Here is a 26,084-nt window from a genome sequence, read left to right on the forward strand (position 1 = left end):
TGGTTTTCGAGAGACCGGGCCGCAAGGCCCGGTCTCTTTCTATTTCTGGAAGCAACGATTCCGCGGCACGCGGCCTTGATTGAACGCAGGGGCTGGGGCAAGGCTCTGAGGCACATGGTTTGCGCATGACGTCCGACGTGTCTCCCCCTGACGCCCCCGGTTCCGCGGAAGAGTTGCCTCCAGGTCTGGCTGAGGAGATGGCGGCATTCTGGAGGGCGTTTCCGGGCAGGACGTTGTTCCTCGGCCTGTTGGGCATCTGGATCGCGCTGTTCCATTTCCTGGGCAATTCGACCTTTGGGTATGTCGAGTCCGGATCGCTGTTCGGGTGGCTCAACTATGCGTACAGCCAGTCGCAGGATGACGAGCTGGGGCGGTACGTGCCCTTGCTGGTGCTCGGGTTGTGCTGGTGGAAGCGGGACGAGTTGATGGCGGTTCCCAAGGGTCCCTGGGCGGGCGGCGTGGTGCTGCTGGGACTGGCGTTGGTGCTGCATGTGCTCGGGTTCGCCATCCAGCAGACCCGCCTGAGCGTGGCGGCGTTCTACCTCGGGGTGTACGCCCTGCTGGGGGTGGTGTGGGGCTGGACCTTCCTCAGGGCGGCGTTCTTCCCCTGTTTTCTCTTCGTCTTCTGTGTGCCGCTGGGGACCCTGGCCGAGACCATCACCTTTCCGTTGCGGTTGATCGCCACGAACATCACCACCTGGATCTGCCAGGCGGGACTGGGGATCAGCCTGATTCAGAACGGGACCCAGATCTTCGATGCCCAGGGCACGTTTCGATACGAGGTGGCCCCGGCCTGCGGGGGATTGCGAAGCCTGACGGCCACGCTGGCCCTGGCCTCGATTTATGCCTTCGTCACGCTGCGCCGCCCGTGGCGGATTGCGGTGATGATTGCCTCCGCATTCCCGCTGGCCGTGGCGGGCAACGTGCTCCGGCTCACCCTGATCATCCTGGCTGCGGAGGCGTTCGGGCAGGAGGCCGGGAACTGGGTGCACGACAATGCGGTGATGAGTCTGCTGCCGTACGTGCCGGCTTTTCTCGGGCTCGGCCTGCTGGGTTCGTGGCTCGGAGAGGGCCGGGCGGCGTCCCAGCCCGCCGATCCTCCGAACCCGGGAACCCTGGCCTCACAAACCCCATGACGCGCACCCGCAGTTGGACCCTGGCCGTCGTTTCGCTCGCACTGATGACCGGCGCGGCACTGTTGTTGTTCCGGTTGCAATCGGGACAGCGGTTGGGCGAACCGGGCCTGGTGCTGACCGATGTGGCGCTGCTGGACGACGAGGGGAAGCTGGCCGCCACCCACAGCATTCACCTGCCGGAGCGCATCCTCGACTACCGGTCCGAGTTGTTGCCGGTGACGCGGGAGGAACTGGACTGGTTGCCGGCCGACACCACCTACGGGCGCCGGTTGTACCGGTCCGAGACGGATGGGTTTCCGGTCCAGGTCTCCGGCGTGCTGATGGGAACGGACCGGACGAGCATCCACAAACCGGAGTACTGTCTCCCCGGGCAGGGGTTCCAGATCCATACCTGGCGCAAGGAGCGCATTCCCATCGATCGACCGCACCGATACGAGCTGCCGGTGGCGCGGTTGGATGCGCTGCGGGAGCTTCGGACACCGGGGGGCCAGGTGGAACGAATGGGGGCGGTGTACGTGTACTGGTTCGTGTCCGAAACCCGCCTGTCCAACGATCATCTCGAGCGGATGTGGTGGCTGGCAGCGGATCTGGTTCGAACGGGGGAACTCCAGCGTTGGGCCTACATCGGCTGCCTGGCGTATTGTCCGCCGGGCCGGGAAGACGAAGCCTATGAACGGCTGGTCCGGCTGATTCAGGCGATCGTCCCTGAGTTTCAACGCACCACGGGTCCGGTGATGATGGGCTCGCGGAGCTCGCCCCTCCGGAAGTTGGAACGGGCGGATGCAATCGGAGGGCCGAGCTCTGCGAGGCCGGCAATGGAATGGAGCGGAGGGACTGAGGGCTCGCGGAGCTCGCCCCTCCGGATGCGCGTGACCACGCCGGCGTTGTCTTTCGGGGAAGGTCGCGGCTAACCTCGCGCACCGCCTGGTTCGGGTCAGAGCCGTATGTTACGCCGTCAGCGCATTGTTCGGGACCGCATCCAAAAAGTTGCGGATGCGGCGCTGTTTGCGTGCGGGTTTTACCTGGCGTTTCTGTTGCGGTCGAACGCGGACGACGTGGGCAACTGGCTGGTGGTGTTTTTCGGCTGGTTCGGCGGCACCCCGGAGATCCAGCCGTTCGGGCAGTATGCGTGGTACATGCTGCTGACGGTTCCGGCGGCGATGCTGCTGCTGAATCAATACGGGTTCTATGGGCGTCCGCTGGTGGCCTCGCGGCGCCAGACGTTGCTGATCCTCTTCAAGGTTTGCACCGTCCTGACCATCGGGGTGGTGCTGCTGATGTTCCTGACCCGCGAGCAACTGGCGCGGGCGGTCATCATTCTCTTCGGCGTCTTCAGCTTCGTCCTGGTCCTGGTGAAGGAGGAAATCGTCCGCTGGTGGATCCGGTCGGGGCTTGAGAAGGGCCAGTTCGAGCGGCGGTTGGTGCTCATCGGGACGGCGGAGGACACGGAGGGATTGAAGCGCGATCTGTCGGACCGGGAGCGGCACGGGATCCGGATCCTGGCGGAGATCGACGTGAACGAGGTGCCATTGGACCAATTGACGGCGATTCTGCACGAGCAGTCCGCGAACGGCGTGGTGCTGGCGGCGCGCCACACGTATTTCGGTCAGCTCGAGAAGGTGATCCATGCATGTGAGCTGGAGGGCATCGAGGTGTGGCTGCTGGCGGATTTCTTCAAGACCCAGATTTCGCGGACGACGGTGGACGACTTCTACGGGCGGCCGATGATGGTGTTCCGTTCGACGCCTGAAATGTCGTGGCAGGCGGCGGGGAAGCAGATGCTGGATGTGGCGGGGGCCTTCTGCCTGCTGGTGTTGTTCTCCCCGGTCATGCTGCTGGCGGCGCTGGCGGTGCGGCTGAGTTCGCCGGGGCCGGTGATCTTCCGGCAGCTCCGGAGCGGGCTCAACGGGAGGCCGTTCACGATGTACAAGTTTCGAACCATGGTCACCGACGCCGAACAGCGGAAGCAGGAGCTTGCCGCATTCAACGAGATGAGCGGCCCGGTGTTCAAGGTCTCCCAGGATCCGCGTGTGACTCCGGTGGGACGCTGGTTGCGGAAGTTCTCGATCGACGAGTTTCCCCAGCTCTTCAACGTGCTGCGCGGGGACATGAGCCTGGTCGGGCCGCGGCCACTGCCGGTGGACGAGACGCGGCGATTCGATGATTTCGCACATCGCCGCCGGCTCAGCGTGAAGCCCGGCCTGACCTGCCTGTGGCAGATCAGCGGGCGCAGCGAGGTTCGCGATTTCCGGGAATGGGTCCGGCTCGATCTCGAGTACATCGACAACTGGTCGCTGTGGCTTGATCTCAAGATCCTCCTGCGGACGATCCCCATCGTCCTCACCGGGAGTGGCGCCAAGTAGTTGCGGGCAAGTCTGCGACCGGCTGAAGCCGGGACACCGAACGGGAGGACGGGCCGCGGTGGTTGGGTGTGCACGCTTCAGCGTGTTGGGGGCCGTGGAGTGGAGCAGGGGAAGGGAGCAGGGGAAGGGAGCAGGGCTGTGACCGGCTGAAGCCGGGACACCAAACGGGAGGACGGGCCGCGGTGGTTGGGTGTCCACGCTTCAGCGTGTTGGGGACCGTGGAGTGGAGCAGGGGATGGGAGCAGAGCTGTGACCGGCTGAAGCCGGGACACCAAACGGGAGGGCGGGCCGCGGTGGTTGGGTGTGCACGCTTCAGCGTGTAGGGGGCCGTGGAATGGAGCAGGGGCTGGGAGCAAGACTTTGCAGCAGGCCTCGTACTCGTACTCGTAATCGTACTCGTACTCGTAATCGTACTCGTACTCGTACTCGTAATCGTAATCGTAATCGTAATCGTAATCGTAATCGTAATCGCCCTCCCCAGTCCCGAGGCGGATCGAACCCATCGGGCCAGCCCTCAGGCGACGCTCCAAGGGGTGTGCCTCCCGTTTCGGGGGCTGAGCACGAGGACCAAGGAGGGATGGCTTGGGCCAGTTTCGAGAAACGGAGATGCGCCCGTGGTGCCCCCCGCTCCGGGGCCGGCAACGCAACGCATCCGATGGGGTCGATTTTAACAAATCTCTCGACAGAACGGCCATAGGTGGGGAGAGGCTTCGGGCGGAAGGCGGCGGCATGGGGGGGGGCAAGTGAGTTGTGACACCTGGCGGGAGCCGAGCGGGCCGAGGTGTCGGGATCCCGTAGGGTCAGGCTACGATCCTGGTGGCGCCGTGGCGTACGGGCATGGAATGGGGAGAGGGTCCATCGACGGCAACAAGACGTAAGGAACGGGGCAGGGGCTGGTGCATCGTGCGATCCGGGCGTCGCACGGGTCCATGGCAGGGTCCGAGCCGTGGTGGGTTTCAGTCCGTTGGCCGAGTCCGAACATGATCAATCCCGCGATTGTCGCCCTGGTGCAGAATGCGGCCCTGTTGCTGGCCACGGTGGTCGTATTCGATATGGCCACGCAGGGACGGCGGGCCGCGCCCCTGCGGTGGCGTCAGGCGGGCATGGGCGTCTTCCTTGGGGGACTCGGCATCGGGTTGATCATCACCTCGTATCAGTTCGAGCCGGGGATTGTGTTCGATTCGCGGTCGGTGCTGCTCGGGGTGGCGGGGCTGTTTTTCGGGGGCATTCCGACGGCCGTGGCGGTGGCCGTGACCGGCTTGTTCCGGTTGTGGCAGGGAGGGGAGGCGTCCTGGGTCGGCACCGGGGTGATCATCAGCAGCGGAGCGATCGGGTATTTCTGGAGACGGCTGCGGGGGCGTCCATTGACCGACATCGGGGCGGCCGAATTGTATGCCTTCGGGGTGGTGGTGCACCTGGTGATGCTGGCGTGGATGCTGGGGTTGCCCGAAGCGAGTGCGCGCCGCGTGCTGGCGGCCATCGGCTGGCCGGTGATGCTGATCTATCCGGCCACCACCACGGCGTTGGGCCTGCTGCTGGCCAACCGGCTGCGGCGGGAGTTGGCGGAACGTTCCATGAGGGCCAGCGAGCATCGACTCCGGCAGGCGGAACACCTTGCCGGGCTGGGAAGTTGGGAGCGGCCGCCGGGCCCGGCCGCGAAGGAGGGCGCCGATGAACCGATGGTCTGGTCTGACGAGACGTACCGCATCCTCGGGCATGAGCCCGGAGCGGTAAGGCCCACCTGGCAGCGGTTTCGCGAGCGGGTTCGCAACGAGGACCGGGAGGAGGTGGAAAGGGTGTCCGGCGAGGCGCTGCGGACGGGTCAGGTGTACCGGGTCGAGTATCGTCTGGCGCTTCCGGACCGCCAGGAGCGCATGGTGATCGAACAGGCGGAGCCGCTGCCGGATCCATGCGGCGGGAGGCGGTGGCTGGGCGCTCTCCAGAATGTCACCGAGGCGCGGTTGGCCCAGGAGCGGTTGAGGAACCTGGCCCGGGCCGTCGAGCAGTCACCGGTCTCCATCGTGATCACCGACCGAACCGGCGCCATCGAGTATGTGAACCCTCGATTCACCCGGGTGATGGGGTACACGGCGGAGGAGGTGCTGGGAAAGAACCCGAAGATCCTCAAGTCCGGCGAGATGTCGGATGAGGCATACCAGACGATGTGGAAAGCGGTGCTGGCGGGGAAGGAGTGGCGGGGCGAATTTCACAACCGCCGCAAGGACGGCTCGATGTTCTGGGAGGCGGCGTCGATCTCGCCGGTTCGGGGGCCATCCGGGGAGATCACCCACCTGATCGCGGTGAAGGAGGACGTCACGGAGAAGCGCCTGACCGAATCGAAGCTGCTTCGGGCCCAGCGGTTGGAGAGCATCGGCAGCCTGGCGAGCGGGATCGCCCATGACCTGAACAACGTCCTCGCACCCATTGTGCTGTGCACGCCGATGCTGCGGAACGATCTCCCGCGGGAGGAACGGGAGGAGTGGATCGCGACCATCGAGACCAGTGTGGGACGCGCGGTGGGGGTCGTGCGCCAGTTGCTTGGGTTTGCCCGGGGCCGGGAGGGGCCTCGCATCCCGACGCAGGTGCGTCACTTGATCCGGGAGATCGCGGACATGGCGAGGGAGACGTTTCCGCGCGGCATCGAGGTGCGCGTCGATTGCGCCGCCCACCTGTGGCCGGTGGTGGTCGATGTCACCCAGATCCACCAGGTCCTGCTCAACCTCTGCGTCAACGCCCGCGATGCGATGCCGTCCGGCGGCCGGCTCACCTTGCGGGCGGAGAACGTGACGCTCGACGAGCCCTTCGTCTCGGTGCGGCCCGGGGCGAGCGTGGGGCCGCATGTCCGCATCCGGGTGGAGGATACGGGGACGGGGATTCCCGAGGCGATGCGGCACCGGATTTTCGAGACGTTCTTCACGACCAAGGCGGAAGGGCAGGGAACGGGGCTGGGTCTGACCACCGTCCAGGGGATTGTGAGCGACCACGGTGGGTTCGTTGAGTTCACGAGCGTCGTGGGCAAGGGGACCACCTTTGAGGTGCATCTCCCGGCTCAGCCGGAGGTGGTGGCCGTTGACGATCCCGCGGAGCGTGCAGGCGAGGTTGCCCGCGGGAACGGAGAAACGATCCTGGTGGTGGACGACGAACCGGCGCTGCTGGAGATCACGCGACGGACCTTGGAACAGTACGGTTACGAGGTGGCGGCGGCCCGGGATGGGATCGAGGCCCTCGCGCAGTTCGCGAAGCGGGCCGGCGACATGCGGGCCGTGGTGACGGATGTGATGATGCCGATGATGGATGGCGTGACGCTGGTCCGGGCGATCCGTCGCATTCGCCCGGACACGGCGGTGGTGGTGTCCAGTGGCGGGTTGTTCGATGGTCCGGGCCGGCAGGCCTTCCAGGCGCTGGAACGACTGGGGGTACGGCATGTTTTGCACAAGCCGCACCCACCCGGTGAACTGCTGCGAGTGCTCGCCGAAGCGTTGAAGCAGGGCGGGCATGCGAAGGGGGCGAGGGGCACCACCGCCGTATCCATGCAGTAAGGAGGAAAGCGATGGCGCCCGGACTTGGCGCTCCGACGTCGGTTCCGTTCCCGCCGGATTCACCGAGGTCCAGGCTGCCTTCGCCCCAAGTTCCTCCTCGGGCTCACGGCCACTCCCGAGCGCATGGACGGCGGCGATCTCCTTGCGCTTTGCCAGGAGAACCTCGTGTTCCGGTGTGATGCCTTCGACGGCATCGACCGCGGCCTGCTCTGCCCGTTCCAGTACTTCGGCGTTCCCGACGATGTTGACTACGCCCAGATCCCGTGGCGCAACGCCCGTTTCGACGAGGAGGCCCTGACGCAGGCCGTCGCCACGCAGAAGTGGGCACAGAACGCACTCGAACAGTACCGGAAGCGGGGCGGAAAACGGACCCTGGCGTTCTGCGTTTCCCTGCGACATGCCGACTTCATGGCGGACTTCTTCCGCGGCGCGGGAGTGCGGGCGGTCGCCGTGCATGCAGGTGCCGAAAGCGCACCCCGGGCCGCTTCGCTGGAACAACTGTCGGCGGGCGGCATCGACGTCATCTTCGCCGTGGACATGTTCAACGAAGGCGTCGATGTGCCCACCCTCGACACCGTGCTCATGCTGCGGCCCACCGAGTCCGGCGTGATCTGGCAGCAACAGTTCGGACGCGGCCTCCGCGTGGCGGAGGGCAAGTCCCACCTCCGGGTGATCGATTTCATCGGGAACCACCGCATCTTCCTGACCAAGATCCGCACCCTCCTGCGGCTCAATGCCGGGGATTACGAAGTGGACCGGGCGCTGAACCTGCTCGCCGACGGTGCCTTCAACCTGCCGCCCGGCTGCGAGGTGACCTACGAGCTGAAGGCCATCGAGATCCTCAAGTCGCTGCTCCGCGCAAGGACGCCCGATGCCCTGCGGGCCTTCTATGAGGATTTTCGGGAACGGCACGGCATCCGCCCCAGCGCCACCGAGACCTTCCATGAGGGCTACCTCCCTGGCTCGGTCCGACCCCAATTCGGGTCGTGGTTCGGCTTCGTCGCCGCCCTGCAGTTCGAGGCGAGCTTCGTCAAGGTCGCCGTCCATGCCCTGCGAAAGCCCGGCAACCAGGAGAACGTCCTCCCCGAAGTCCTGCGCCAATGGTTCGGCCCGGACGCCGGAATGCCCGGCACCCGACAGTTTGTCGCCTTCGAACAGACCGAAACCGGCTGGCGGATGGCCGCCGCGGCGGCTCCGGCACCGGTTGGTAAGCCTGAGCGTTGGCGTGAGTATGACCGCCCGGAGATCCCCGAACTCTTCGGCCTCCAGTTCAACGCGGGATCCTGGAATCAGGGATTCGCCGTCAAGGACCGTGACGTCTTCCTCCTCGTGACCCTCGACAAGGACGACCTCCAGGAGGGCCACAAGTACCGCGACCGCTTCCTGTCCCCCACGCTCTTCGAATGGCAGAGCCAGAATCGCACCCGACGGGACTCCGCCCATGGCGAACTGCTGCGCGATCACGCCAAGAAGGGCATTGCCGTCCACATCTTCGTCCGCCGGTCCAAGAAGCGATCCGGCCGACCGTCAGGGCTCACCTACTGCGGCGAGGTCCAGTTCGTTGATTGGGAAGGGGACGAACCTGTCACAATCCGATGGCGCATGGATCAATCGCTACCCGATCGCCTGAAGCAATCGTTCAAGGTCGGCGGGGTGTAGCCCCCCGGCTGCGCCCCTGTCCGCATTGGACTCAACTTCCCCAGCCCCGCGCGCAACCTGAGCCCAAGCACCTCTGAGGCGGATCGAGCAGGAGCTTCGTGGCCGATTCGGCGAGTCCCATTGGCCGATGGCCATCCGCCCCTTCCCCAATCCTCGCAATCGCCTGAGGCCGGTCTGCGCTATTCGTTCCGGGCACCCCAATAGATTGTGGCGAGATCGCAGAGTGTGAGGCTTTCACGCAATTGAACCCTTCTTAAGTGTTGCGCTATTCAACGCGTCCTGGATCAGATCCGACTAGGTCCCGGTAAGCAGGTAGCTCCTGATTCTCTGCGCCCCGGGTTTCGTCGGCTGGACGAATCCGTCGTCGCACCACCGATCCAGCCAATCCCGGGCCGTCGTGGCGGAGATGCCGAACCATTCCACCACATCCGACGGTGTGAAGGCTGTCACCGCCTTCGGATCGTCGAGTGCCCGGACCAGGAGGCGGGTGAGGAGTTGCTGTTGCAACTCGCGAATGAACTCCTCCGACATCGACCGGCGGCCCTCGATCTGTTCCTCGATCCACTCCAATGCGCGCCAGTAGTTACGCACCTCCTGCTGCATCTCGGTCTGGGTCCGGTCCACCGCCAGCACCGCACGACCCACTTCGGTGCTGTTCAGCGTGTTGCCCTCGATCCGGGTGGAATTGCGCGTGGCACGCTGCCGGGCCGCCTGGCGGAGCCAGAGCACGCGATCCGGCGGCAGTGGAAGGACATCGACAACGGCCCGGGCGGACTCGATCACGCCAAGGTTGCGCACCATCGAGTTCGTATAGTTGGTTGTCTGTTCGTCTGGTCCCAATACCCCTCCCGTTGATCACTCCGGTCGATGAATTCCGCTCTCACGGAGGCACCGAGACACAGAGGATCCTGATCCAGATACCCGCGGACGATTCCGTAGATCGTCTCCGACAAACCGGGTCCCAGATCTCGATGTAACTCAACAGCACAGTCGACGACGAGGGTCACTGTGGCGATTCGTTGATCTCCGTGTCTTTGTGCCTCCGTGAGAGGCATCCATGGTGATCGAACTCCGTTGTACCACGTTTGCTCGGAGAAGGGGAGTGGGGGAGTGGGGGAGTGGGGGAGTGGGGGACGCGGCTGCCTCGTCCGAAATGGATCCAACGCGCGGCTCAGATTCGAATGCGCTCGATCTCGTCCAGGGTCAGTTCGTCGTGGGTGCGGTCGTAGAGCTTGGTGGTGCGGGGCGATTCGTGCGCGGCAATCTGCTGGGCCTTCTCGATGGTGCCGCCGTTCTTCAAGTACGCCGTGATGCCGGTCGCGCGGAAGGTGTGGCAACACGTCGAGGCCGGGATCCCGGCGTCGAGGGCGCGCCGCTTGATCATGCGCAGGACATCGGTCCGGCTCATGCCCCGCTCGGTGCCGCGGCCGCTCTGGCCTTGCAGCGTTCGGAACAGGGGCGTGCCTTGGGCATCGCCGTGCCCGCAGGCCTTGAGGTAGGCGTCGAGGTGTCGATGCTGTCCAGGAGCCTTCGGGCGTCCTCCGCCTCCAGGACCGGCGTCTTGCCCCGCTTGACGACGTGACGCGGACCCCGCACCGATGCCGCCGGATTCGATGGGAGGATCTGGCCGATCACCAGCCAATCCATGAGCATTCGGATGGCCGCCAGGTGCTGCTTGATCGCGACGATCGCGGGCGGGGAGAGAGGTAGGGTGGCGACAGTGGTCACGAAGGGCCGTCCGCTCTCATGATGGCGCCGGCGGGTGCGCCGGTGTTGCACGGGTCGGTGGGGGAGTTCCTCGATGTACGCCGCTACCAGGAACGGCGAGAGATCGCGCAACCGGATTGCGCGCTCGTCGCACCACTCCAGAAACTGTGCCACGGCCCGCGCGTAGGCCGCCCGGGTGTTGGAGTTGCGGATGTTGGCGGTGAAAAACTCGACGAAACGCCGCACCGCGTCGGGTCCCGCATCGAGGATGACCGCTGGAAAAGTGCCTCCCGCAAAGGCCTTCGGTGCCATCGCTCCCGAACCCACTCCCGACCATCCTTCCAACACTCCCCGGTTGCCCCCCTGCGCCATCCGACCTCCCTTACCGTAACGGTCCAGCATCTCTGCCCTTCGTTGGGCTTGTCGCAGGTCCGTCATCCGTGCGTCGACGTGTCTCGTGTCGCCGCACGGCACCGTCGATCAATTCTTCCGCAATGAAGATGTTCGTGGCGCGAAGCCGCTCGATTGCCTCACGGAGTTCGATGAGGTTCCGGTCGGCGGCATCCTCCAGAACGCCCAAGGTGCCCTTGACCCGAACGCCCGCCTGGCGCGCGACGCGGCGGCCTACGGATTCGTCCATGAGCACGAAGTCCGCCCCTGAATCCAGCGCGAGCTGGATCGCCTCCCGTTCTCCCGAACCCAAGTCAAGAAATCGGGCTGATTCGGACGGCGCTTGAACGTCCGCCCACGGGGGCAGGCTCTCCGCCCACAGCCGCACGGGTTGGGGTGTTCGAGAGTGAAGAAGTTCGCGATGAACCGCCGGAGGCAACAAGACGGACCCGAAGAGATCGCGGACCAAGTCGATGCAGTTGCTGAGGATGAGGTAGTGGATGGGGCCCGTGTCCGCCACGACGATCATGGGACCCTCGGCAACGAGGCGTTCTCAAGATCGTCATCGGCGCCCGACTTGATCGGATAGGGGACCCGGCCTTGGCGGAACAGTTCCTCGGATTCGTGAAAGCTCAGCCCCAGGATCTCGGCCACCTTGCCGCGCGACAACCGGCCACGGGAGCATTCGTCCACCAAGAGCGCTTCGAGCAATCGGCGCGGCATCGTCTCCGGGGCGTACCCCAGGGAACTCGCCACCGGCTCGGGGATTTGCAGCGTGACTTCCATAATTCCGTCTCCTTCGTATCGATGTCGCCGTTCTCGACCATCCTCCGCGCGGTGCCCGGGAATGCCAAGGTTGGAACGGGCGACGAGCTCCGCGAATCCACGACAGCGGATCTGACGCCAACCCATTCACGGCGAGTATGTTAGCTTGAAATCCATTCTATCATACTCCCCCGAATCGGACAATACCGTGAAGCATAAAGGACGTTATGATTCACGAGAGGAGAGGCGCATCCATGCAGGGACTTCAGGGCTTACCGCCGCGAAGCGATTGTCTTGCCTTGGAGTGGAGAAGCTCGATCAGGAGCCCGACCCTGTCGTAAGCCTCGGCCTCGCGTCGTTCCCCGGCGGTCAGTTGACCGCGCTGGGCGCGCTCACCCAACTCGCTCATCCGCGCCAGGTCTGCGTCCGGCAACCTGGCCCGCAGAAAAACCCTGGCCACGTCGTTTGGCAGATCGCCGCTCTCGACGTCGAACGCGCGCGCCAACAGCGTCGCTTCATTGGCAGTATGCACGAGGTTCGTTGCCACGCTCTGAATCCAGGCGTACGCCGTGGACCTTGACAACTGCTCGGTGCAGCCGTTCCTGGATGGCGGTTGGCCAGTTGTTGTTCAGTCATCCTCCGGCAAGAGAATTGTCACGCTCCGGTCGGCCTCGGTGATAATCCAGAACTTCCGCACGAGATCCTTGCGGACCACCTTGCCGGGGAAGGCATCGATCAGCTTCTGGTCCAACGCATCAGTCATGGGGCACCTCAGATCGCCAGTTCGACAGGAATGTCGGTCAGTTCAGCGAGCACGAGTTGGGTTTCGCAGTCGACGGCTCGGAGACCGACCTTGGTGAGGTTCTGGCCGGACGTCAGCATCATGGTGACGGCGTTGGCCTTGCCGGGTTGCATCAGGATCTCCCGCGTGCCCTCCTCGTAGCCGTATGACGTGCGGCACATACACCACCATCTTGGGCGGCACTCCGCAGCCCGGCGTCACTTCCCCGTCAGTCGTCACGAACTCCAGGCATGGCTCCAGAGCCTCTCGCAGCCGAAAAAAGCCATCGCCGCCCAGGAACACCCGGGCGTCGTCAAGAGTCAGCGTCTGGGCCAGGGATCCATAAACACGATCGGGATCGTACCAGACGACGAGGCCGCGATCGGCCAGCTGCCGTTGGATCAACTCGCGAATGCTGTCAGAAATCTTGCCCATGCCCTGAATCGAAAGCGGTTAGACCAGCAGCGGCACAAAGCCCGCCTTTCGGAAATGCTCGTCGGTCGTCAGCGCCTCCTGAATGTCCCGCTCCTTCATCAGGCAGAAGCTCAGGCAATCAACGAAGAAATACCCCTGTTCCGCCTGTTGCCGGATCATCGCCTTGGCAGATCGCAACAGGCCGTCGTCCGGATTCACTACCAGGACGGCGGTGCTGCGATCGATGTAATCAAGGAACCGGGCGACCAGGTGGGGCCGTTTTCGGGTCACGAGCAAGGTGCAGGTCTCGCCCAGAATCCACTCCGTCGTGACCGGTCGCACCCGGCCCCGGTTCGTCCGCATCCATGCCACGGCCTTCGCGTGACGCGCGTCGCACTCGTCCATCAGCGCGAAACAGCCGCTGGTGTCGAAAAGGACCTCAGCGGCCATACACGGCGGCGTCGATCTCGGTGTTGGTCAAGGGACCGATGCGCTCGGCCAACTCGTCCAGGCGGAAGATCGGATCGTCCACCGCCAATTCCGGCTCGGCCTTCAACGGCACAATCCGCGCCAGGGGCTTGCTGCGATAGGTCAGGGTCAGGGTTTTGCCCGCTTTCACCGCCTGCAAAACCCGGTCGAACTCGAATCGCATCTCGTGGGTCGTGATGGTCTGCCCACCCCGCCCGGTCTTCGCCCTGCTCATAATGCCGACTATTATGTCCGTCTGCCGGCGGAATCGAAGCGTGAATTTCGCCGGGCTCCAAAGACTGGCAGCACTCGCCCAACCCACCCTGGCCGAGCACATCCTGATTCGTGAATGCCTCAAGGTGCACGGCTTCGAGCCCACCGGACGGAGCCAGTTCCCCAACGGTCGCGCCACCGTCCACTTCGAGGGCACCCGACTCGTCGCAGTTCCCGGCGATGGCTCCCGGACCTGGCGCTCCGAAGTCGGCTCCGCCCCCCCGAGGCGATCGTCGCGATGCTCGACACATTCCTGGCGACACCGCCTTTCCTCTCTCAGCAGGAAATCGACCGCCGCCTCGCGTGCACCCACGCCGCCAAGATCACCCTCAATCGGATCGTGGAGTTGATCCATGAAGCCCCCGACGCCGCTCCCAGCCGCGAACTCCGCCGCTTCCTCTGGTCCCTCTTCAACGGCCACCACGTCATCAACCTCTACCGCCTCCGCCACGCCCTGGACCGGCAGCAGCCCGGGTGGGCGACCGAAGTCTTCACCGCCTGGATGAACGGCCACGTCTCCGAGGAATTCCTCCGCCGCGCGCTGAGCGATTCCGGTGATATGGAGCCGAGGGACACAACGCCCCGCCCCCACACTTGAGCGCGAACAACTCGACGCCGTCGCCACCGTGAACGAGGTCCTTCGCACCACTCCTCCGGGAGATTGGCATCCGAGACTTTCCCAAGCTCTCAACCTGCTTCGGAGGGCGGCTGATTTCCCAAGTTGAATGGCGCCAGGAGCCTCGACGAAGCTGCCGCGTCCCGGAGATTGTTCCCATTCCTCCCCCGGCCCCATCTGGGGCTCGCCTTATTCATCAGGCTTGCCCAAGCAGCCCAACCCACTCACCGAGAACCCGAAGCGAATCCTCTTCGGCCTGCGTGATGACGATCGGGGCGAAGTCCGGGTTCAGCGGACGCAGTTCGATCCGGACATGCTGAAGGTTCCCGTCCTCGTCGAATCGCTTTTCGCTCCAGTACCGCTTCACGGTCAGACGCCCGACGGTTTCCGGGTCCACGGAGTCCCTTAAGGCAACCAACACGATCCGCCCCTGCCGTGTTCCGGCGAGCGCCTCGCCTGCGCGAAAGAGACAGAGCGAACCGTCGGGAATTTTTGGTTCCATCGAGTGTCCGACGACCCGAAGGGCGAACATGTCCTTCGAGGCCCGCATTCCCTCGACCCGGGCCCACGCCGAAGCAGCGCCGGGATCGGGCGCAGTGTGGTCGGGTCCAAAGGCACCGGCTGCAGCCGTAAGTTCGTAGAACGGAACCCAGAGAATGAATCGCTCGCCCACAGGCGGATTGCCCAGCAGGACTTGCCCCAAGGCATCCGGGGATGTCGTTTGTGGTTCAGGTGCTGACTTGTCCTCCGCGGCCCAACCGCCCACCACCGTGCGAAACCCGCGCGGTTCCCACCGTTCAACTCCGCGCTGGATGGCGGTGTGCTCGACGGACTCGGCTACGGCGCCAAACAGCCGCAATTCCCAGTCGCCACTCCGCAGAACTATCCGGCCAGCCAGACGCTCCGCCTCAAAGTCGAACCGCTCCCTGTGCACGCCCCGCATCCGGGACCAGTAGTCGATGATGCAGGATTGGCGTGAACTCAGGACAGAACGCGACGGTAACTGATCGCGTTTGTCCTGGTTGGCCGCTTTCGATGCCGGCAGGAGATTCCACAGGTCGTTGTTCCGCCAGAGCGCGAAAGGGATGGCGTGGTCCAACTCGAACCGGCCGCCCAGCGCGACCCCGGTCCAGACGCACACCTTGTCGGTTAAGTCCTCGTACAGACGGCGCGCAGCATGCACGTCGCGCTCCGCGAGGGGTACGGTGAGCAAGGCGTCGATCACCTGGCTCGGCTTGAGCAAGCCTTGCGAGATCTCAGTGGTCAGCTCAGCCCAGCGCAACACGGTCGCATCCGCGATCCAAGCCCCCATCAGCGACAACTCCCGCCACAAGTCAGCCGACATCTCCACACGCCCGCTCGCTGAGTCGTACCGGAAAGTCCCCGATCCGCCGCCTCCGGCGAAGTACACCGGGCCCGCCCGGATCGCATCCCGCACCCTCGACAGGGCCTGCTCGTGCACTTTGGCCGCTTCCTCGGAGAGACCGCGGCTGCGGTAATCGACGGTGAATCCGGCGAGGCCGCCGCGATTGCGATAGTGCTCCACCAAGCGGGCGAGCGGAGCCCGGAATTTCATGGGCTTCGCGCATCCGGGTTTCTCGCCGCGCTTCTGGGGAATGAACTCCGGTGATTCGATCAGCGGCCAATAGTACTCGATCCACTTGTCCGCGATAAGCCGCAGCGGGACTGCCACCCGTCCGCCGGGGAGCCAAGTGGCCGAGTGATGGCTGGTGGTCGCCAGATCCGCCAAGGCCCGAACCAAGGCCGGCTTGTACGTCGCGTCCTTCTTGTCGCGGTTGAGGATCGCCTCGATCGTTTCGAGGCTTCGCGAGCCCGGCCCTTCCAGAACGAACGCCTGCGTCGCCCAGGTCCGCTCCGTTCGGCCGAGGGTGTCCCCGGAATCCCAGCGATGTGTCCGCCGAAATCCCACCTTCTCGAAGAGGAACTGGAACTGTTCCGGCGGCACCTCATTGAACAGCCGTCCGTCCGGGTCGCGATGCGTCTCGGCATCGACGGGAGGCCCCTGCAGCGGTGTCGAAATCAGCAGTCGTCCGCCGGGCCGGAGCACGCGGCGCAAGTTGAACAGCGTGTCGAACAGCCGCTCCGCCGGCATGTGCATCAGCACAGCCCAGCACAGGATGCCGTCAAAACTGGCGTTGGGGACCGTGCCCAGATCCGGCAGCGAATCCCGTCGAAGCCGGCCCGCCAGGGCCGGGTACCGGCGCTTCGCCTGGGTCAACAGGTCCTCGCAGGCATCGATTCCCTCGGCCTCGAACCCGGCGTCAACGAGCGCATGAAGATCGCGCCCGGACCCACAACCGACATCGAGAATCCGACCGGCCGTCCCGAAGATCTCATGAAAATGCCGAGCCGCTGCGCTTTCAGCCGCGGCATATCGCGCCGCCACCGTGGGAGCGTGTTCCGAGTAGAACTGGAGCGTTTTCCCGTCCATTCCTCGCAGAGGTAGGCTAGGCGGCGACCCTCGCGGAAACCAGCGGCGTGTGAGCAGGGTCAACGTCTGCAATCCTCAGGGAGGCTTGTCATCGGAGATCTCCTTGGCTTGCATGTCCCGCACCCCCCATGCGCGTAGGCGAACGGCACATTCGAACCTTCCATGGCTGAAGACTGGTCACGCGAGGAGGTCGAAGCCGTGTTCGCCGACTATCTGGCGATGCTCGCCAGCGAACTCGGAGGCGAACCCTACAACAAGGCAGCCCACAACCGAGCCCTGCAGCGGGTGCTCGGTCGCCGGACGCACGGGTCCATCGAGCGAAAGCACCAGAACATCAGCGCCGTTTTGATCGACCTCGGTTTCCCGTACATCGAGGGGTACAAGCCGCTCGGGAACTACCAGGACCTGCTGCGATCCGTCATTGAGGATCGATTGGATGGCGAACGCCGCCTTCAGGAAATCGTCGCAACCGCCGTTGTTGCGACCCCAACCGCCCCTCGGCTCCCCTCTGACCTCCTGACCATCGAGGTGCCCGCCCCGGCTGGTGTCGAGGACAGCTACGCCTTCCGCGATCGTGCCCCTCGACGCCAACCCTCAGCAAAGAGGGACTATCTGGCGATCGAGGCCCGGAACGCCTCCCTCGGCTTGGAAGGGGAGCGCCTGGTGCTCCGCTTCGAGCACGAACGCCTCTGGCGGGCCGGCCAAAGGACCCTCGCTGAACGAATCGAGCACGTGTCCCAGACCCGGGGGGACGGGGTTGGCTACGACATTCTCTCTTACGAAACCGACGGCCGGGAGCGGTTTGTCGAGGTCAAGACCACGCGGTTCGGCGAGATGACACCATTCTTCGTCTCACGAAACGAAGTCCGCGCTTCGGGGGAGATCGGCGATCAGTACCGGCTCTGCCGGGTCTTCGCCTTCGCGCGCGAACCGCGGCTGTTTACCCTGGCTGGTCCTCTCTCCTATACTTGCAAGCTCGATCCGATCGCGTTCGTCGGAATGCCCAAATCGCGCCGCTCGTAGCCGCGATCTCTCCCCACTAAACCCGCACAACCTCTGCTCCTCAGCAATGGCAGCATCCCATGTCCGCCTTTGATGTCTGTAGCGCGATACACAGAAGCCGGTCAGTCGAGTGCGGGGTGAGGATGACGCTGGCAGCTGATGCGGCGACTCCGGTTGATCGAGGCGCGATTGACAAAGTAACGGATGTGATCCCGACTCCCCCCGGTTCATACGTGCAAGTCGCCCCTGGAAAACGTCTTCAGTAATCATGGATCACACCGTCTCCATCATGTGTCCAGGGCGGCTGATGACAATTGCGTCCACAACGCGGTCGAATTTCCGCATGCCCTCGATAATCAGAGCATGATCTTCTGAGTGGGCGGCGTTGTCCCATAGAAGGACGAGTAGGTGATCATAGCCGGTGGCCGTCGTGAAATAATTGGAGGCGTCCTGCGCGATCTCATTAACCGCATCCTTCAGTGCGCTCCTGGTACGAGCGAATTTGACCTCGATGAGCAGCCGTAGGGATGGTATCCCGAAATCTACCCGTGGCTGAATGGGTCCCACTTGGGGAGCATATTCCTCACGTCGCAGGTCAGGAAACACTGGGGCGAGCATCACCCAAAGAAGGGCCTGAACGTGGTATTCGTTGTCGATCTGCCACTTGGCCAGTTGGCTCTTCGATGTCTTCGCTTTCGCCTCCCACGGCCATTGCTGAAGGGCCCGGGGCATAGCGCGCAGCAGTTCCGTAACGATTCCCACGGTCGCCTGGCCCGGCAGCACGACCGGCGACGAACGGCGGATCCAGCCGAGGGCTACAAGAAGCAATTGCGCGTGGAACGTATCGTTGGGAAGGTCGCCTCGCAGGAGGCACTGGAGTAGCGCGTTTCCCTCATCGTCGGTGCTGGTCACGATTCCGCGCGATGCCAAAGCAATCCGAAGCTCGGGCGCGCAAGGAGATGCTCCCCCACGCACGATGCGACCTCCTTCGGCAAGCCACGCAGGAGTCACGGCTTCGGCGCAACGCGCGAGGACTTGGTCGTGCCACGGCGCAAACCACCGACGCTCCCGTGCTGCGAGGCCAAGAACTATGTGCGCCAGTCCATCGGAGACAACGGGTGCTGGAACGCCGGCTCGATCGAGTGCTACTGCCGCGAGCCACTGAAGGCCGTCATCGAGACTCGACTTGTCCATCGCCCACCCAGCCACCTCCGCGAGAGAGGCTAGGGCCACGTGCTCGTATTGGCGCAGAGGGGGCTTGAGCGCATCCGCGAGACCTGCTGGCGCTGACCCGGCCCGCAGCCACGAAATGAACGCGGTCTCAAGTAGCGAGAGATCCCCAGCCTGAGCAGTGGCCACTAGTGTCGCCTCGGCTTCGCGAAGGAGAATCTTTGCCGCCGTCACAGGAACCACCTCGACGTGCCCGCGTCTCCCCGGAGGATGTCGGGATCCCAGCGCGACAGGCTTCCAAGCCGGCCGAGAAGATCCGCGATCAACTCGGCGTACAGGACTGTGATGGGTACAGAGGTCGGCGTGAAATTGCGCCACGACAGAGCCGCAAAGGCAAGGACCTGATCGCTCAGGTAACCGAGATCCGTGAACGTCGACCCCTCTTGGAGCTTAATGCAGATCGGGCGCGGGAAGCCGGCCCGATCGTTGCGGATCTCGTTGGGTCCGAGGACAGCGACAAGCGCCTCGTAGCGTCCGATATGGACCACAGCTCCTCGTGGCGGGATCTGTTGTTGCTCGCTCGGATCGAAGAGGAGGATGGGATGCTGCTCGGCAAGATGAAGGAACGAGAAATCGACCTTCAGGTCGGGCTCGGCGACACCCACCACCGCGCCTTTAAGCGCTTCGAGATGGTGCTTCCTGAGGTCCTTGAAACTGTGGAGCACGACGCGCACCGAATCGCCCGGCCGCCAGGCCATCTCAGCGCGTACTCGCTTGAACGCCGCGACAGCACTCTCAACGACTGCGCCCTCGTGCTCTTCGTACTTCACGATGCGCGACGTTTCGGTCAGGTAGTACCTGCCATCACCACTAAATGCAGTCGTAAGCCCAACAACGCGATCGCGATTTCCACAACGCGTGGTTCCAAGGCTGGCGCTGCCCAAGCCGAGGATCAGTTCGTGCACTCTGGTTTTAGTCTGCAGCAGCCAGGGCACACCGCCAAGCTTCGAGAAGATTTGAAGGCCGATGCCTCCGAGCGCCCATTGGCGCTGGCTCGTCGGCTTCTCCATCGTCTCCACGCGGAACTCCTGCACCGGAACGTTCCGCGCAAGGAACTTGGCCTTCGTGACAAGATACGGATTCTGGTCGCCGGGAGCGTCCTGGGTGTCGCTCGGGACCTGCACCAGCGCGAGTTGCCATTTTGTTCCTGCGTCAATCGCGGTCTGAAACGCCTTCTGGTAGTCGGAGGCCGAGCTGCTAGCGGCATCGAAAATCGTGAACGAGATCGCGCCGATCTTCCACGTCTGGACGAGTGGACGGTGAGAGCCCTCGCCGTCGCTGAGCGCCTTGAGGAACAACTCGACCTCGCGACGCCGCGAATTCTCGCAAAGTACACACGCGCGCACGCTGTGTTGTGCGCTCGAAGGCACGTAAACTGGACCCGACTTGAAGAGCCCGCGCGTGGAGTCGGCGACCTTGTTTCCGCCGACGATGTACTTCGGCAGTGAAGCTGTCGTCTGCCCCAGCTCGTGCGCTGTCACCCAGCCGGAAAGACGGGCCTTCACACCAGGCGCGATCTCGAAGCTGTCCTGGGAAAGGCGCTCCACGAACCGTGAGATGCGCTCCCACCGCTGGCTCCCCGTCGCGAGCAGGTTTCGCTCGTCCCACAGCTCCTGGTTAGCTTCGGCCCCGACATAGTGCGCAGCAAGGCGCTGAAGTGCAGCCGGCCCGAGGTCCAGCGTGATGGTCGACGCCTCGTACTGCGCGCGGTCGCCGCGCCGGTCAGAGCCGAGATGCACTGTTGTCCCTTCGACCTGGATCACCTGGCCGACCATCGTGGGCCGTCCGTGTTTGGTGTCTGCAGGGTCGAGACTGAGCACGTAGAGGCCGCGCAGGTCGAAGTCGTCGGCGATAAGATCCGCGCAGGTCGCATCGCCGAGATCCGAGTGCGTGATCGCGTCGATCACGAGCGCTGGAGCCGGACCGGCTTTGCGATATACGGTTCGCGCTTCCATGCGGAAGCCACGTCGCACGTGAAGAGGGAACCGGCCCTGAGTCCGTCTTCCGAAAAGCGTGTTGGCAATGTCGTTCTTGGGCTCGAGCGAGACAACCGTCAGCGGCTTGCGACGGATCAGAGCGATCTTTGGCTTGGCGACGGACCGTTCGAAGCCGCGCTCGATGAGCAGATTGAGCAGCTTGCCGATCTTGTTGGCCGGCCGCGGTTCGAACTTCATGTCGAGCAGTGCGGCGCTGAGGTTGGTCCGCACCGCCTGGAGAGAATCGCCGCGACGCCGGAAGACGTAGTCCATCCCGTGCGCGTCCTCGAACGCCCGGTGGCGCTCCTTGTCGTAGGAGGCTAGCGTCCCGACGTCGATCATCGCGTCGTCGACATCGATGAGAATGAAGTTGGTCCTCAACGCCGACAAGTCGCCTCCTTCGAGAAGCGCTTCTCGATTACCTCGACGATGTTTCCGTCGGGATCGACGCAGTGAAACGAGTGCTCACCCCAGGGGAGTTCCGCGATCGGCTGAACAGGCCCAGCTCCGAGCTCGGTCACACGCGTATGTGCGGCGCGGATATCGCTGACGTGAATTTCAATGCGATTCCTTCGATTCGAAGGCTCCAGGGTTACCAACCCGCCCGAGAGATCGAGAGCCGTCTGTGCGTCGACGAGTGAGAGGGCGCCAAACTGCACGAAGCGATTGCTCTTCCGCGTGTGCGCGAGCCCTAGCCGCTCGTAGAAGGCAGCCGACGCAGCGAAGTTTGACACCGTGAGCTTCACGCCTCCCGCACGAACCTCGAGCTTCTCCTCGGTGCAGGGCGGCGGCTCCTGCGCGGGCGGTTCCGAAGGTCGCCGCGACGCTGCAACTCGCGTCATCTGCTCTTTCGACTTCCTGCCGATCTTCGTGACGTAGAGCGTCTGCCCGTCCGAAGTCGCAAGCTGCCACCCGGCGGCGGTGACCGTCGGCGCGGATGGCGTGAGCCTGTATAGATCCACGACACGCGCTTGGCGCGTGCCACCGAAGTCGAAGTCGTCTCGATGCCCCTCCAAGACGTTTTCCATGATGGTCTCAAGCACCTTCGACGTCACGACTGGGTGGTCGACAATCGCCCCCTCCGGCTTTAATCGCGCGGCGACCTTGTTCGCGATATGTCGGAGATAATGGCTATCCTGCACCGCTCCCCATTCAGGCGGCAGCCAGTCCGATCCCACGAGAGCCCCTACGAGCCCACCGGTCATCGCAGCCACGGTGTCGGTGTCCGAGCCGAGAGCGAACGCTGCTCTCAGCACTCCTTGCACCGGCAGCGCGGCATGGCGGGCGGCAAGGTAGATCGCCGCTGCAGCACTGACCGTGCCTGAGCCCTTCTCTCGACTGAACGCTCCCATTCGATCAAGGACGGCATCGTCGTCCGAGAGCACGCCTTCCTCCAATCCCTTGATTCCGAGATGGAGCAGTTGGCGCATTTCCTCGACGACGTCGTTCCATAGTTTCTCGTAGTCGCGAAGGGAGCTAGTCGCCGCCTCAAGCCAACCGCTTTTTGTGGCCGATGCCATGGGTGGCGACCCCCAGGCTGACGAAGTGTCGAGCAGCACCGTGAGGAGCTCGCCGAACCCGACGGTGTGCTGTGCGCGGAGGAGCCACCAAGCTGCGTACGCGTACGCAGCAGCGCCAACAAGCGCGCGAGGATGACCGTGCGTCGCCGCTCCGTCGACCACGACATCCTTGAGCAACGGGGTCGGATCATCAGCGTCGGCGTGAAAGACAGCATGGGGGACAATGCGCATGGCCACGCCGTTGCCGCCTGCCTCGAAGTACCGGGCTACGGCTTCAGAGTCTGGTTGCTTCCACGGGGCGACACCCCGGAGCCAGCAATTTGCAGCGCGTTTCGTTGCGCCGCCTCCCCCCCGCTCGTAAAGCGTCCAGAGAGGAAGTTCGTTCCTCGTGAAGAACAACCACCAGGACGAGCCGGCCGTAAGCCGGGAGCGAGCGATCGCCAATGTGAGCTGCGTGTCGTCGCTGTACTCTCCAGCGCGGATGACCTCGGTATGCGGGTAGAACCGTCCGCCCCCTCGACGCTCCCAGTCTCGGAACGAAGCCGTGGGCTGAATGTGGTGCTTTCGGCTGATGAACTCCTGCGGCCAGCCTAGTGCATCGCCTACCGCGAGCGCGGTGAAGGCTGCTTCGACCCGCGTTCGTGCCACTGCCGGCCGCTGCGTGTTGTGGCTGCTCATCGCTGACCTCTAAGCTTGAACACCGTCTCTGACGGCGCTGTGCCGCTCATGAGCCGCGCGCTGAGCGAGTGCGGGTTAAAGAAGTCCGGTGCGATGACGATACGCGGAATGTCAGCGTGAAGTTGCTCAAGGCGTGCGTGCTCACGCTTGGCCTGGGCCTCGGAGGCAACGGCAATGCCAAGGATGTCCTCGCCCGCCACGCGATCGGGGATGAGCACTTCCGCTTGCTGGTCAGTCGTCAACCATGCTGGGTGCTCCGCCGTGCGAGTGAAGGTTTTCCCGTATGCCCCAATCACCGACTGCGCGAACATCGAATCGAAGGCACGCTCACCTTCCGCGACGCCGCTGCCATAGTTGGCTGCTGCATTGCGCGCGGAGAACCTGGTGCCGGCTTTCCACAAAGCGTCGGGCCTAAGCAAAAGCACCACCCAGTCCGCGAAGAGGCTTTCGTTCCCACGCGCTTTTCGAAAGTACCAGGCGTTTGGGTACTGCACCGAGCAGCACACGTGGTCGGGGAATCCGTCAAGACGCCGCAAGTCGGTTGCGTTGAAGACAGCTTTCTCGTCCTTTCGTAGACGCACAGCGGACAGAACTCCGTTCGGGTCAGTGGCGATGTGCACGAGGTTGCGTGATGGCGTGAAGTGGCAGAGGCGGGAGATCCCACGCATGGTCACCTTCGCTCGGATAGATGCGATCATCGCTGGCTCCTTTGCAGGAGGCCGTCGCTGAGCGGCAAGAGGGGCGTCGGGTCGCCCGTGTGTGTGATTATCAGATTGGACTTCGCTCGCGTGACCGCGACATAGAGCAACTTCGTGTTCCGAGCCGCCGCGTCATCGCAACCGAACGCCACAACGTCCGGAGGGTGTGGTAACCGCGAACTCGACGCAAAGGGGACGAGCACCGAATCGAACTCCAGCCCCTTCGCCGAATGGTAGGTCCCGTAGAACAGCTTGGGGCCTCGCGACCAGACGTTGAGCTCTCGATGGAGCCGCGTTGCGTGGACCGGAAGGAGCTGCGGGAGGTTCTGCTCGATTTCTCGATCTCGAAAGAGCACGGCGACAGTGCCCGTCTCGGCGAGCTTTTGTGCGCGCGTCGCGACAAACTGCATCTCCTCGGTTTCCACTTTGAAGCCCACGAGAGCAGGCGGCGGCCCATCAGCAGTCGGGGACTTTGGCTCGACAAGGTCGGCAAGGCCGCGGTAGTGGGGAGACCTCGCGATCGCGAGAGCGAGCTGCGCGATCTGCCTCGAGTTGCGATAGTTCTCTTCGAACTTCCAGACCTTCGGGGCGTTGAGTCCTGCGCTACGCCAAGAAATCTTGTGGCCGTAGATCTGTTGGGCCATGTCGCCGAAGAACGTCAAGCTGCCGCCCGCTGGGATCGCAGCGGCGAGCGACTGCAGCATCACCGGTGAGAAGTCCTGTCCCTCATCGATGATGATGTGTGTGTAGCAGCGCTCGTTGTCGTCGTTGCGGAACTCTGTGAGGACGGTCTGAGCCAGGTCGTCCCAGTCGTAAGGCTTGCCGCTGGCGTTCCTCAGGGCCCGGTAACTTTCGTAGGCGACGAAGACTTGTGCTCGCTCGTTCTGGGGAACACGAGAGCCTGTGCGTCCATCCTGCTCGGCATCGAAGTAGTCGTCGGCTGATCGAATGCCGTTTTGCGAGAGCCATTGGAACTCCTCCACGAGGAAATCGATGGGCCGACCGAAGACTTGGGTCGTCACCCCAGTTCGCCTCAGGCCGTCGATCGCACGCTGGGCATAAGCAGCCGCGAGGTCTGGGCTCGCGATGGCGTTGCGCTCCATCTTGCCGCGACTCGCGAGATAGCCGCGCGCGAAGTGATGGTAGTTGCGAACGTGGACTTGACCGAGCCCCGCGCCCAGCGATTGCAGGTACGCGACGAGACACTTGTTGAACGTGACCAAGAGAGTGCGGCCACCATGGTCCGTGTTCGGGTTCGCGAGGTACGCCGCTCGGTGGATGGCCAGCGTGGTCTTCCCGCTACCCGCGGTGCCGAGGACGACGGTGTGGCCCGAGGCAGGAAGGGCCAGAACCTCTTTCTGTCGTCCAACGGGGGTTGGAAGCATCGCGGACATCTCAGCTTCCCGGCGCATTCATGGCGACCGTGTTGGCATCACCGAACAGAATCGGATCTGCTTTCACCGTGATGTTGGAGTCTACGAGTCGGAGACCGCAGTTGTTTTCGATGGAAATCAAGGCACGCGCGAATTGATGGGTCCAGAAAAACAGCGGCCACGCGTGGCTGAACCAAGACGGCCGAGCTGACCCTCGGCAATCAAGCAGCCGACCAAGTTCGTCCCGCCACGGCGGCCAATGAGCGGGCGCAGGCCTAGCTGATGATCTAAGTCGTCAGGAACCGCCATCATCGATCCTCTCTGTTGGCAGGCTCGTTTTGGCGGACGTCAGCACTGCCGCCCCTTACCCAGTTGTCAACTTCAGAGAGCTTGAATTTCCAGAGGCGACCAATCCGATGCGACGGCAGGCTCCGAGTCTCGATCCACCGGTAGACCGAATCCTTGGCAACGCCCAAGTGCTTTGCCACAACCTCAACGGAGCTCCAAGGTTCGGTGGTGTGGACCGGAAGGTTCATAGGATCGAGACCCAAGGTCGCCTTGGGGGGTAAGACAAGGCGATTTTTGCCGACGGAACCGGATCAAAGTCGAGAAGAATGTTCACCAATCGAGTTAAGCGTAGTCGCCGAAAGCGGTTCCGGATCGAGACTCTGGGGTGACCACGATTGCGAGCTTCGCGGTTTGGTACCATCCGACCGGTGTTCTTTCCTGGTGGTCCTCAAACGCCGGAAACGTAACCTCGGCGGCGTGAATGCCGGCACGGTGGCCGACGCTGCTTCTCCGGCCGTAGACCGCGCCAGGTAGAATTGATCCGGGTGGCTACTCATCGGTCTCGGGGTGGGGCTATCACGACCCACAGCGGACAGAATAGCTTGTTCACAACACACCACGACGAGACCATGCTCTCGTCGAGTCGATGATGGATCTACGCTGCGGTGGAGCCGCCGAGGAGAACCGCGAAGGCTCGGTTGAAGGGCCTGAGGTGGCTGCTGTATTTATCGACACGCGGACTGTGATGGCTCACGG

General features: G+C 63.8%; 22 protein-coding genes and 1 pseudogene. 7 read left to right on the forward strand and 16 right to left on the reverse strand.

The window, feature by feature from the left end; genetic code table 11:
- Window positions 1-125: 125 nt before the first annotated feature.
- The 3 genes from KF833_20985 to KF833_20995 are packed head-to-tail and all read left to right on the forward strand — an operon-like array spanning window position 126 to window position 3,499.
- Complete coding sequence (locus KF833_20985) at window positions 126-1,136, forward strand: exosortase/archaeosortase family protein (protein ID MBX3747791.1); 1,011 nt, start codon at window positions 126-128, stop codon at window positions 1,134-1,136.
- Window positions 1,133-2,047, forward strand: a complete 915-nt coding sequence (locus tag KF833_20990; protein MBX3747792.1) for an exosortase-associated EpsI family protein — start codon at window positions 1,133-1,135, stop codon at window positions 2,045-2,047. Before KF833_20985 ends, KF833_20990 begins: the two co-directional genes overlap by 4 nt.
- 33 nt (window positions 2,048-2,080) lie before the next feature.
- On the forward strand, window positions 2,081-3,499 hold the full coding sequence (locus tag KF833_20995) for a sugar transferase (GenBank protein ID MBX3747793.1): 1,419 nt from the start codon (window positions 2,081-2,083) through the stop codon (window positions 3,497-3,499).
- Window positions 3,500-3,576: 77 nt separating this feature from the next.
- Here the strand turns inward: KF833_20995 and KF833_21000 are convergent, their stop codons facing one another.
- Entirely contained in the window at window positions 3,577-4,002 is a 426-nt protein-coding gene (locus KF833_21000; GenBank protein MBX3747794.1) for a hypothetical protein, read from the reverse strand.
- 477 nt (window positions 4,003-4,479) lie between these two features.
- On the opposite strand from KF833_21000, the gene KF833_21005 reads away from it, so the two are divergent.
- Both KF833_21005 and KF833_21010 read left to right on the forward strand, forming a co-directional pair.
- A complete protein-coding gene (locus KF833_21005) occupies window positions 4,480-7,038 on the forward strand; it encodes a PAS domain S-box protein (GenBank protein ID MBX3747795.1) in 2,559 nt (852 codons plus the stop codon).
- 123 nt (window positions 7,039-7,161) lie between these two features.
- Window positions 7,162-8,697: a DUF3427 domain-containing protein gene (locus KF833_21010; GenBank protein MBX3747796.1), complete on the forward strand. Its 1,536-nt coding sequence runs from the start codon at window positions 7,162-7,164 to the stop codon at window positions 8,695-8,697.
- A 294-nt stretch (window positions 8,698-8,991) separates the two neighbouring features.
- On the opposite strand, the gene KF833_21015 is transcribed toward KF833_21010, so the two are convergent.
- The 8 genes and pseudogenes from KF833_21015 to KF833_21050 all read right to left on the reverse strand — a co-directional run bounded on the left by KF833_21015 (window position 8,992) and on the right by KF833_21050 (window position 13,457).
- On the reverse strand, window positions 8,992-9,498 hold the full coding sequence (locus KF833_21015; protein MBX3747797.1) for a hypothetical protein: 507 nt from the start codon (window positions 9,496-9,498) through the stop codon (window positions 8,992-8,994).
- Window positions 9,499-9,868: 370 nt separating this feature from the next.
- A pseudogene (locus KF833_21020) lies at window positions 9,869-10,716 on the reverse strand (tyrosine-type recombinase/integrase).
- A 70-nt stretch (window positions 10,717-10,786) separates the two neighbouring features.
- On the reverse strand, window positions 10,787-11,182 hold the full coding sequence (locus KF833_21025; GenBank protein ID MBX3747798.1) for a DUF3368 domain-containing protein: 396 nt from the start codon (window positions 11,180-11,182) through the stop codon (window positions 10,787-10,789).
- Window positions 11,183-11,319: 137 nt separating this feature from the next.
- On the reverse strand, window positions 11,320-11,580 hold the full coding sequence (locus tag KF833_21030; protein ID MBX3747799.1) for a UPF0175 family protein: 261 nt from the start codon (window positions 11,578-11,580) through the stop codon (window positions 11,320-11,322).
- 244 nt (window positions 11,581-11,824) lie between these two features.
- On the reverse strand, window positions 11,825-12,106 hold the full coding sequence (locus KF833_21035) for a hypothetical protein (GenBank protein MBX3747800.1): 282 nt from the start codon (window positions 12,104-12,106) through the stop codon (window positions 11,825-11,827).
- 224 nt (window positions 12,107-12,330) lie between these two features.
- On the reverse strand, window positions 12,331-12,522 hold the full coding sequence (locus KF833_21040; protein ID MBX3747801.1) for a hypothetical protein: 192 nt from the start codon (window positions 12,520-12,522) through the stop codon (window positions 12,331-12,333).
- Window positions 12,523-12,793: 271 nt separating this feature from the next.
- On the reverse strand, window positions 12,794-13,204 hold the full coding sequence (locus tag KF833_21045) for a type II toxin-antitoxin system VapC family toxin (GenBank protein ID MBX3747802.1): 411 nt from the start codon (window positions 13,202-13,204) through the stop codon (window positions 12,794-12,796).
- Window positions 13,194-13,457 carry a hypothetical protein gene (locus KF833_21050; protein MBX3747803.1) on the reverse strand — a complete coding sequence of 88 codons (264 nt, stop codon included), beginning with the start codon at window positions 13,455-13,457 and terminating at the stop codon, window positions 13,194-13,196. The genes KF833_21045 and KF833_21050 overlap by 11 nt, the downstream gene beginning before the upstream one ends.
- A gap of 276 nt (window positions 13,458-13,733) precedes the next feature.
- Here KF833_21050 and KF833_21055 point away from each other — a divergent pair, with 276 nt between their 5' ends.
- On the forward strand, window positions 13,734-14,093 hold the full coding sequence (locus tag KF833_21055) for a hypothetical protein (GenBank protein ID MBX3747804.1): 360 nt from the start codon (window positions 13,734-13,736) through the stop codon (window positions 14,091-14,093).
- A 214-nt stretch (window positions 14,094-14,307) separates the two neighbouring features.
- On the opposite strand, the gene KF833_21060 is transcribed toward KF833_21055, so the two are convergent.
- Window positions 14,308-16,563, reverse strand: coding sequence for a methyltransferase domain-containing protein (locus KF833_21060; GenBank protein MBX3747805.1), 2,256 nt, complete (start codon window positions 16,561-16,563; stop codon window positions 14,308-14,310).
- Window positions 16,564-16,725: 162 nt separating this feature from the next.
- Between KF833_21060 and KF833_21065 the strand changes: the two genes are divergently transcribed.
- Window positions 16,726-17,586, forward strand: coding sequence for a DUF3883 domain-containing protein (locus KF833_21065; GenBank protein MBX3747806.1), 861 nt, complete (start codon window positions 16,726-16,728; stop codon window positions 17,584-17,586).
- Window positions 17,587-17,838: 252 nt separating this feature from the next.
- Here KF833_21065 and KF833_21070 read toward each other — a convergent pair whose 3' ends face one another.
- From KF833_21070 to KF833_21095, 6 genes are all read right to left on the reverse strand, one after another.
- Window positions 17,839-18,477 carry a hypothetical protein gene (locus KF833_21070; GenBank protein MBX3747807.1) on the reverse strand — a complete coding sequence of 213 codons (639 nt, stop codon included), beginning with the start codon at window positions 18,475-18,477 and terminating at the stop codon, window positions 17,839-17,841.
- Window positions 18,478-18,965: 488 nt separating this feature from the next.
- Window positions 18,966-21,161, reverse strand: coding sequence for a hypothetical protein (locus KF833_21075; protein ID MBX3747808.1), 2,196 nt, complete (start codon window positions 21,159-21,161; stop codon window positions 18,966-18,968).
- Entirely contained in the window at window positions 21,149-22,969 is a 1,821-nt protein-coding gene (locus tag KF833_21080) for an ADP-ribosylglycohydrolase family protein (GenBank protein ID MBX3747809.1), read from the reverse strand. Before KF833_21080 ends, KF833_21075 begins: the two co-directional genes overlap by 13 nt.
- Window positions 22,966-23,667 (reverse strand): DUF4433 domain-containing protein, encoded by a 702-nt coding sequence (locus KF833_21085; protein MBX3747810.1) that lies wholly within the window; start codon window positions 23,665-23,667, stop codon window positions 22,966-22,968. The genes KF833_21080 and KF833_21085 overlap by 4 nt, the downstream gene beginning before the upstream one ends.
- Window positions 23,664-25,079: a DEAD/DEAH box helicase gene (locus KF833_21090; protein MBX3747811.1), complete on the reverse strand. Its 1,416-nt coding sequence runs from the start codon at window positions 25,077-25,079 to the stop codon at window positions 23,664-23,666. The genes KF833_21085 and KF833_21090 overlap by 4 nt, the downstream gene beginning before the upstream one ends.
- A gap of 269 nt (window positions 25,080-25,348) precedes the next feature.
- Entirely contained in the window at window positions 25,349-25,576 is a 228-nt protein-coding gene (locus KF833_21095) for an excisionase family DNA-binding protein (GenBank protein ID MBX3747812.1), read from the reverse strand.
- Window positions 25,577-26,084: the final 508 nt, after the last annotated feature.

It is taken from the genome of Verrucomicrobiia bacterium (genome assembly GCA_019634625.1).
Taxonomy (GTDB): domain Bacteria; phylum Verrucomicrobiota; class Verrucomicrobiia; order Limisphaerales; family CAIMTB01; genus CAIMTB01.

What these genes read in the sequence shown, in the direction of transcription:
- KF833_20995 (MBX3747793.1), top strand. Translation starts at nt 2,081, where the DNA reads ATGTTACGCCGTCAGCGCATTGTTCGGGACCGCATCCAAAAAGTTGCG.
- KF833_21045 (MBX3747802.1), bottom strand. Translation starts at nt 13,204, where the DNA reads ATGGCCGCTGAGGTCCTTTTCGACACCAGCGGCTGTTTCGCGCTGATG.
- KF833_21040 (MBX3747801.1), bottom strand. Translation starts at nt 12,522, where the DNA reads ATGTGCCGCACGTCATACGGCTACGAGGAGGGCACGCGGGAGATCCTG.
- KF833_21015 (MBX3747797.1), bottom strand. Translation starts at nt 9,498, where the DNA reads ATGGTGCGCAACCTTGGCGTGATCGAGTCCGCCCGGGCCGTTGTCGAT.
- KF833_21005 (MBX3747795.1), top strand. Translation starts at nt 4,480, where the DNA reads ATGATCAATCCCGCGATTGTCGCCCTGGTGCAGAATGCGGCCCTGTTG.
- KF833_21060 (MBX3747805.1), bottom strand. Translation starts at nt 16,563, where the DNA reads ATGGACGGGAAAACGCTCCAGTTCTACTCGGAACACGCTCCCACGGTG.
- KF833_21085 (MBX3747810.1), bottom strand. Translation starts at nt 23,667, where the DNA reads ATGATCGCATCTATCCGAGCGAAGGTGACCATGCGTGGGATCTCCCGC.
- KF833_21065 (MBX3747806.1), top strand. Translation starts at nt 16,726, where the DNA reads ATGGCTGAAGACTGGTCACGCGAGGAGGTCGAAGCCGTGTTCGCCGAC.
- KF833_20985 (MBX3747791.1), top strand. Translation starts at nt 126, where the DNA reads ATGACGTCCGACGTGTCTCCCCCTGACGCCCCCGGTTCCGCGGAAGAG.
- KF833_21050 (MBX3747803.1), bottom strand. Translation starts at nt 13,457, where the DNA reads ATGAGCAGGGCGAAGACCGGGCGGGGTGGGCAGACCATCACGACCCAC.
- KF833_21095 (MBX3747812.1), bottom strand. Translation starts at nt 25,576, where the DNA reads ATGAACCTTCCGGTCCACACCACCGAACCTTGGAGCTCCGTTGAGGTT.
- KF833_21010 (MBX3747796.1), top strand. Translation starts at nt 7,162, where the DNA reads ATGGACGGCGGCGATCTCCTTGCGCTTTGCCAGGAGAACCTCGTGTTC.
- KF833_21080 (MBX3747809.1), bottom strand. Translation starts at nt 22,969, where the DNA reads ATGAGCAGCCACAACACGCAGCGGCCGGCAGTGGCACGAACGCGGGTC.
- KF833_21030 (MBX3747799.1), bottom strand. Translation starts at nt 11,580, where the DNA reads ATGGAAGTCACGCTGCAAATCCCCGAGCCGGTGGCGAGTTCCCTGGGG.
- KF833_21090 (MBX3747811.1), bottom strand. Translation starts at nt 25,079, where the DNA reads ATGCGCCGGGAAGCTGAGATGTCCGCGATGCTTCCAACCCCCGTTGGA.
- KF833_21055 (MBX3747804.1), top strand. Translation starts at nt 13,734, where the DNA reads ATGCTCGACACATTCCTGGCGACACCGCCTTTCCTCTCTCAGCAGGAA.
- KF833_20990 (MBX3747792.1), top strand. Translation starts at nt 1,133, where the DNA reads ATGACGCGCACCCGCAGTTGGACCCTGGCCGTCGTTTCGCTCGCACTG.
- KF833_21000 (MBX3747794.1), bottom strand. Translation starts at nt 4,002, where the DNA reads ATGGGTTCGATCCGCCTCGGGACTGGGGAGGGCGATTACGATTACGAT.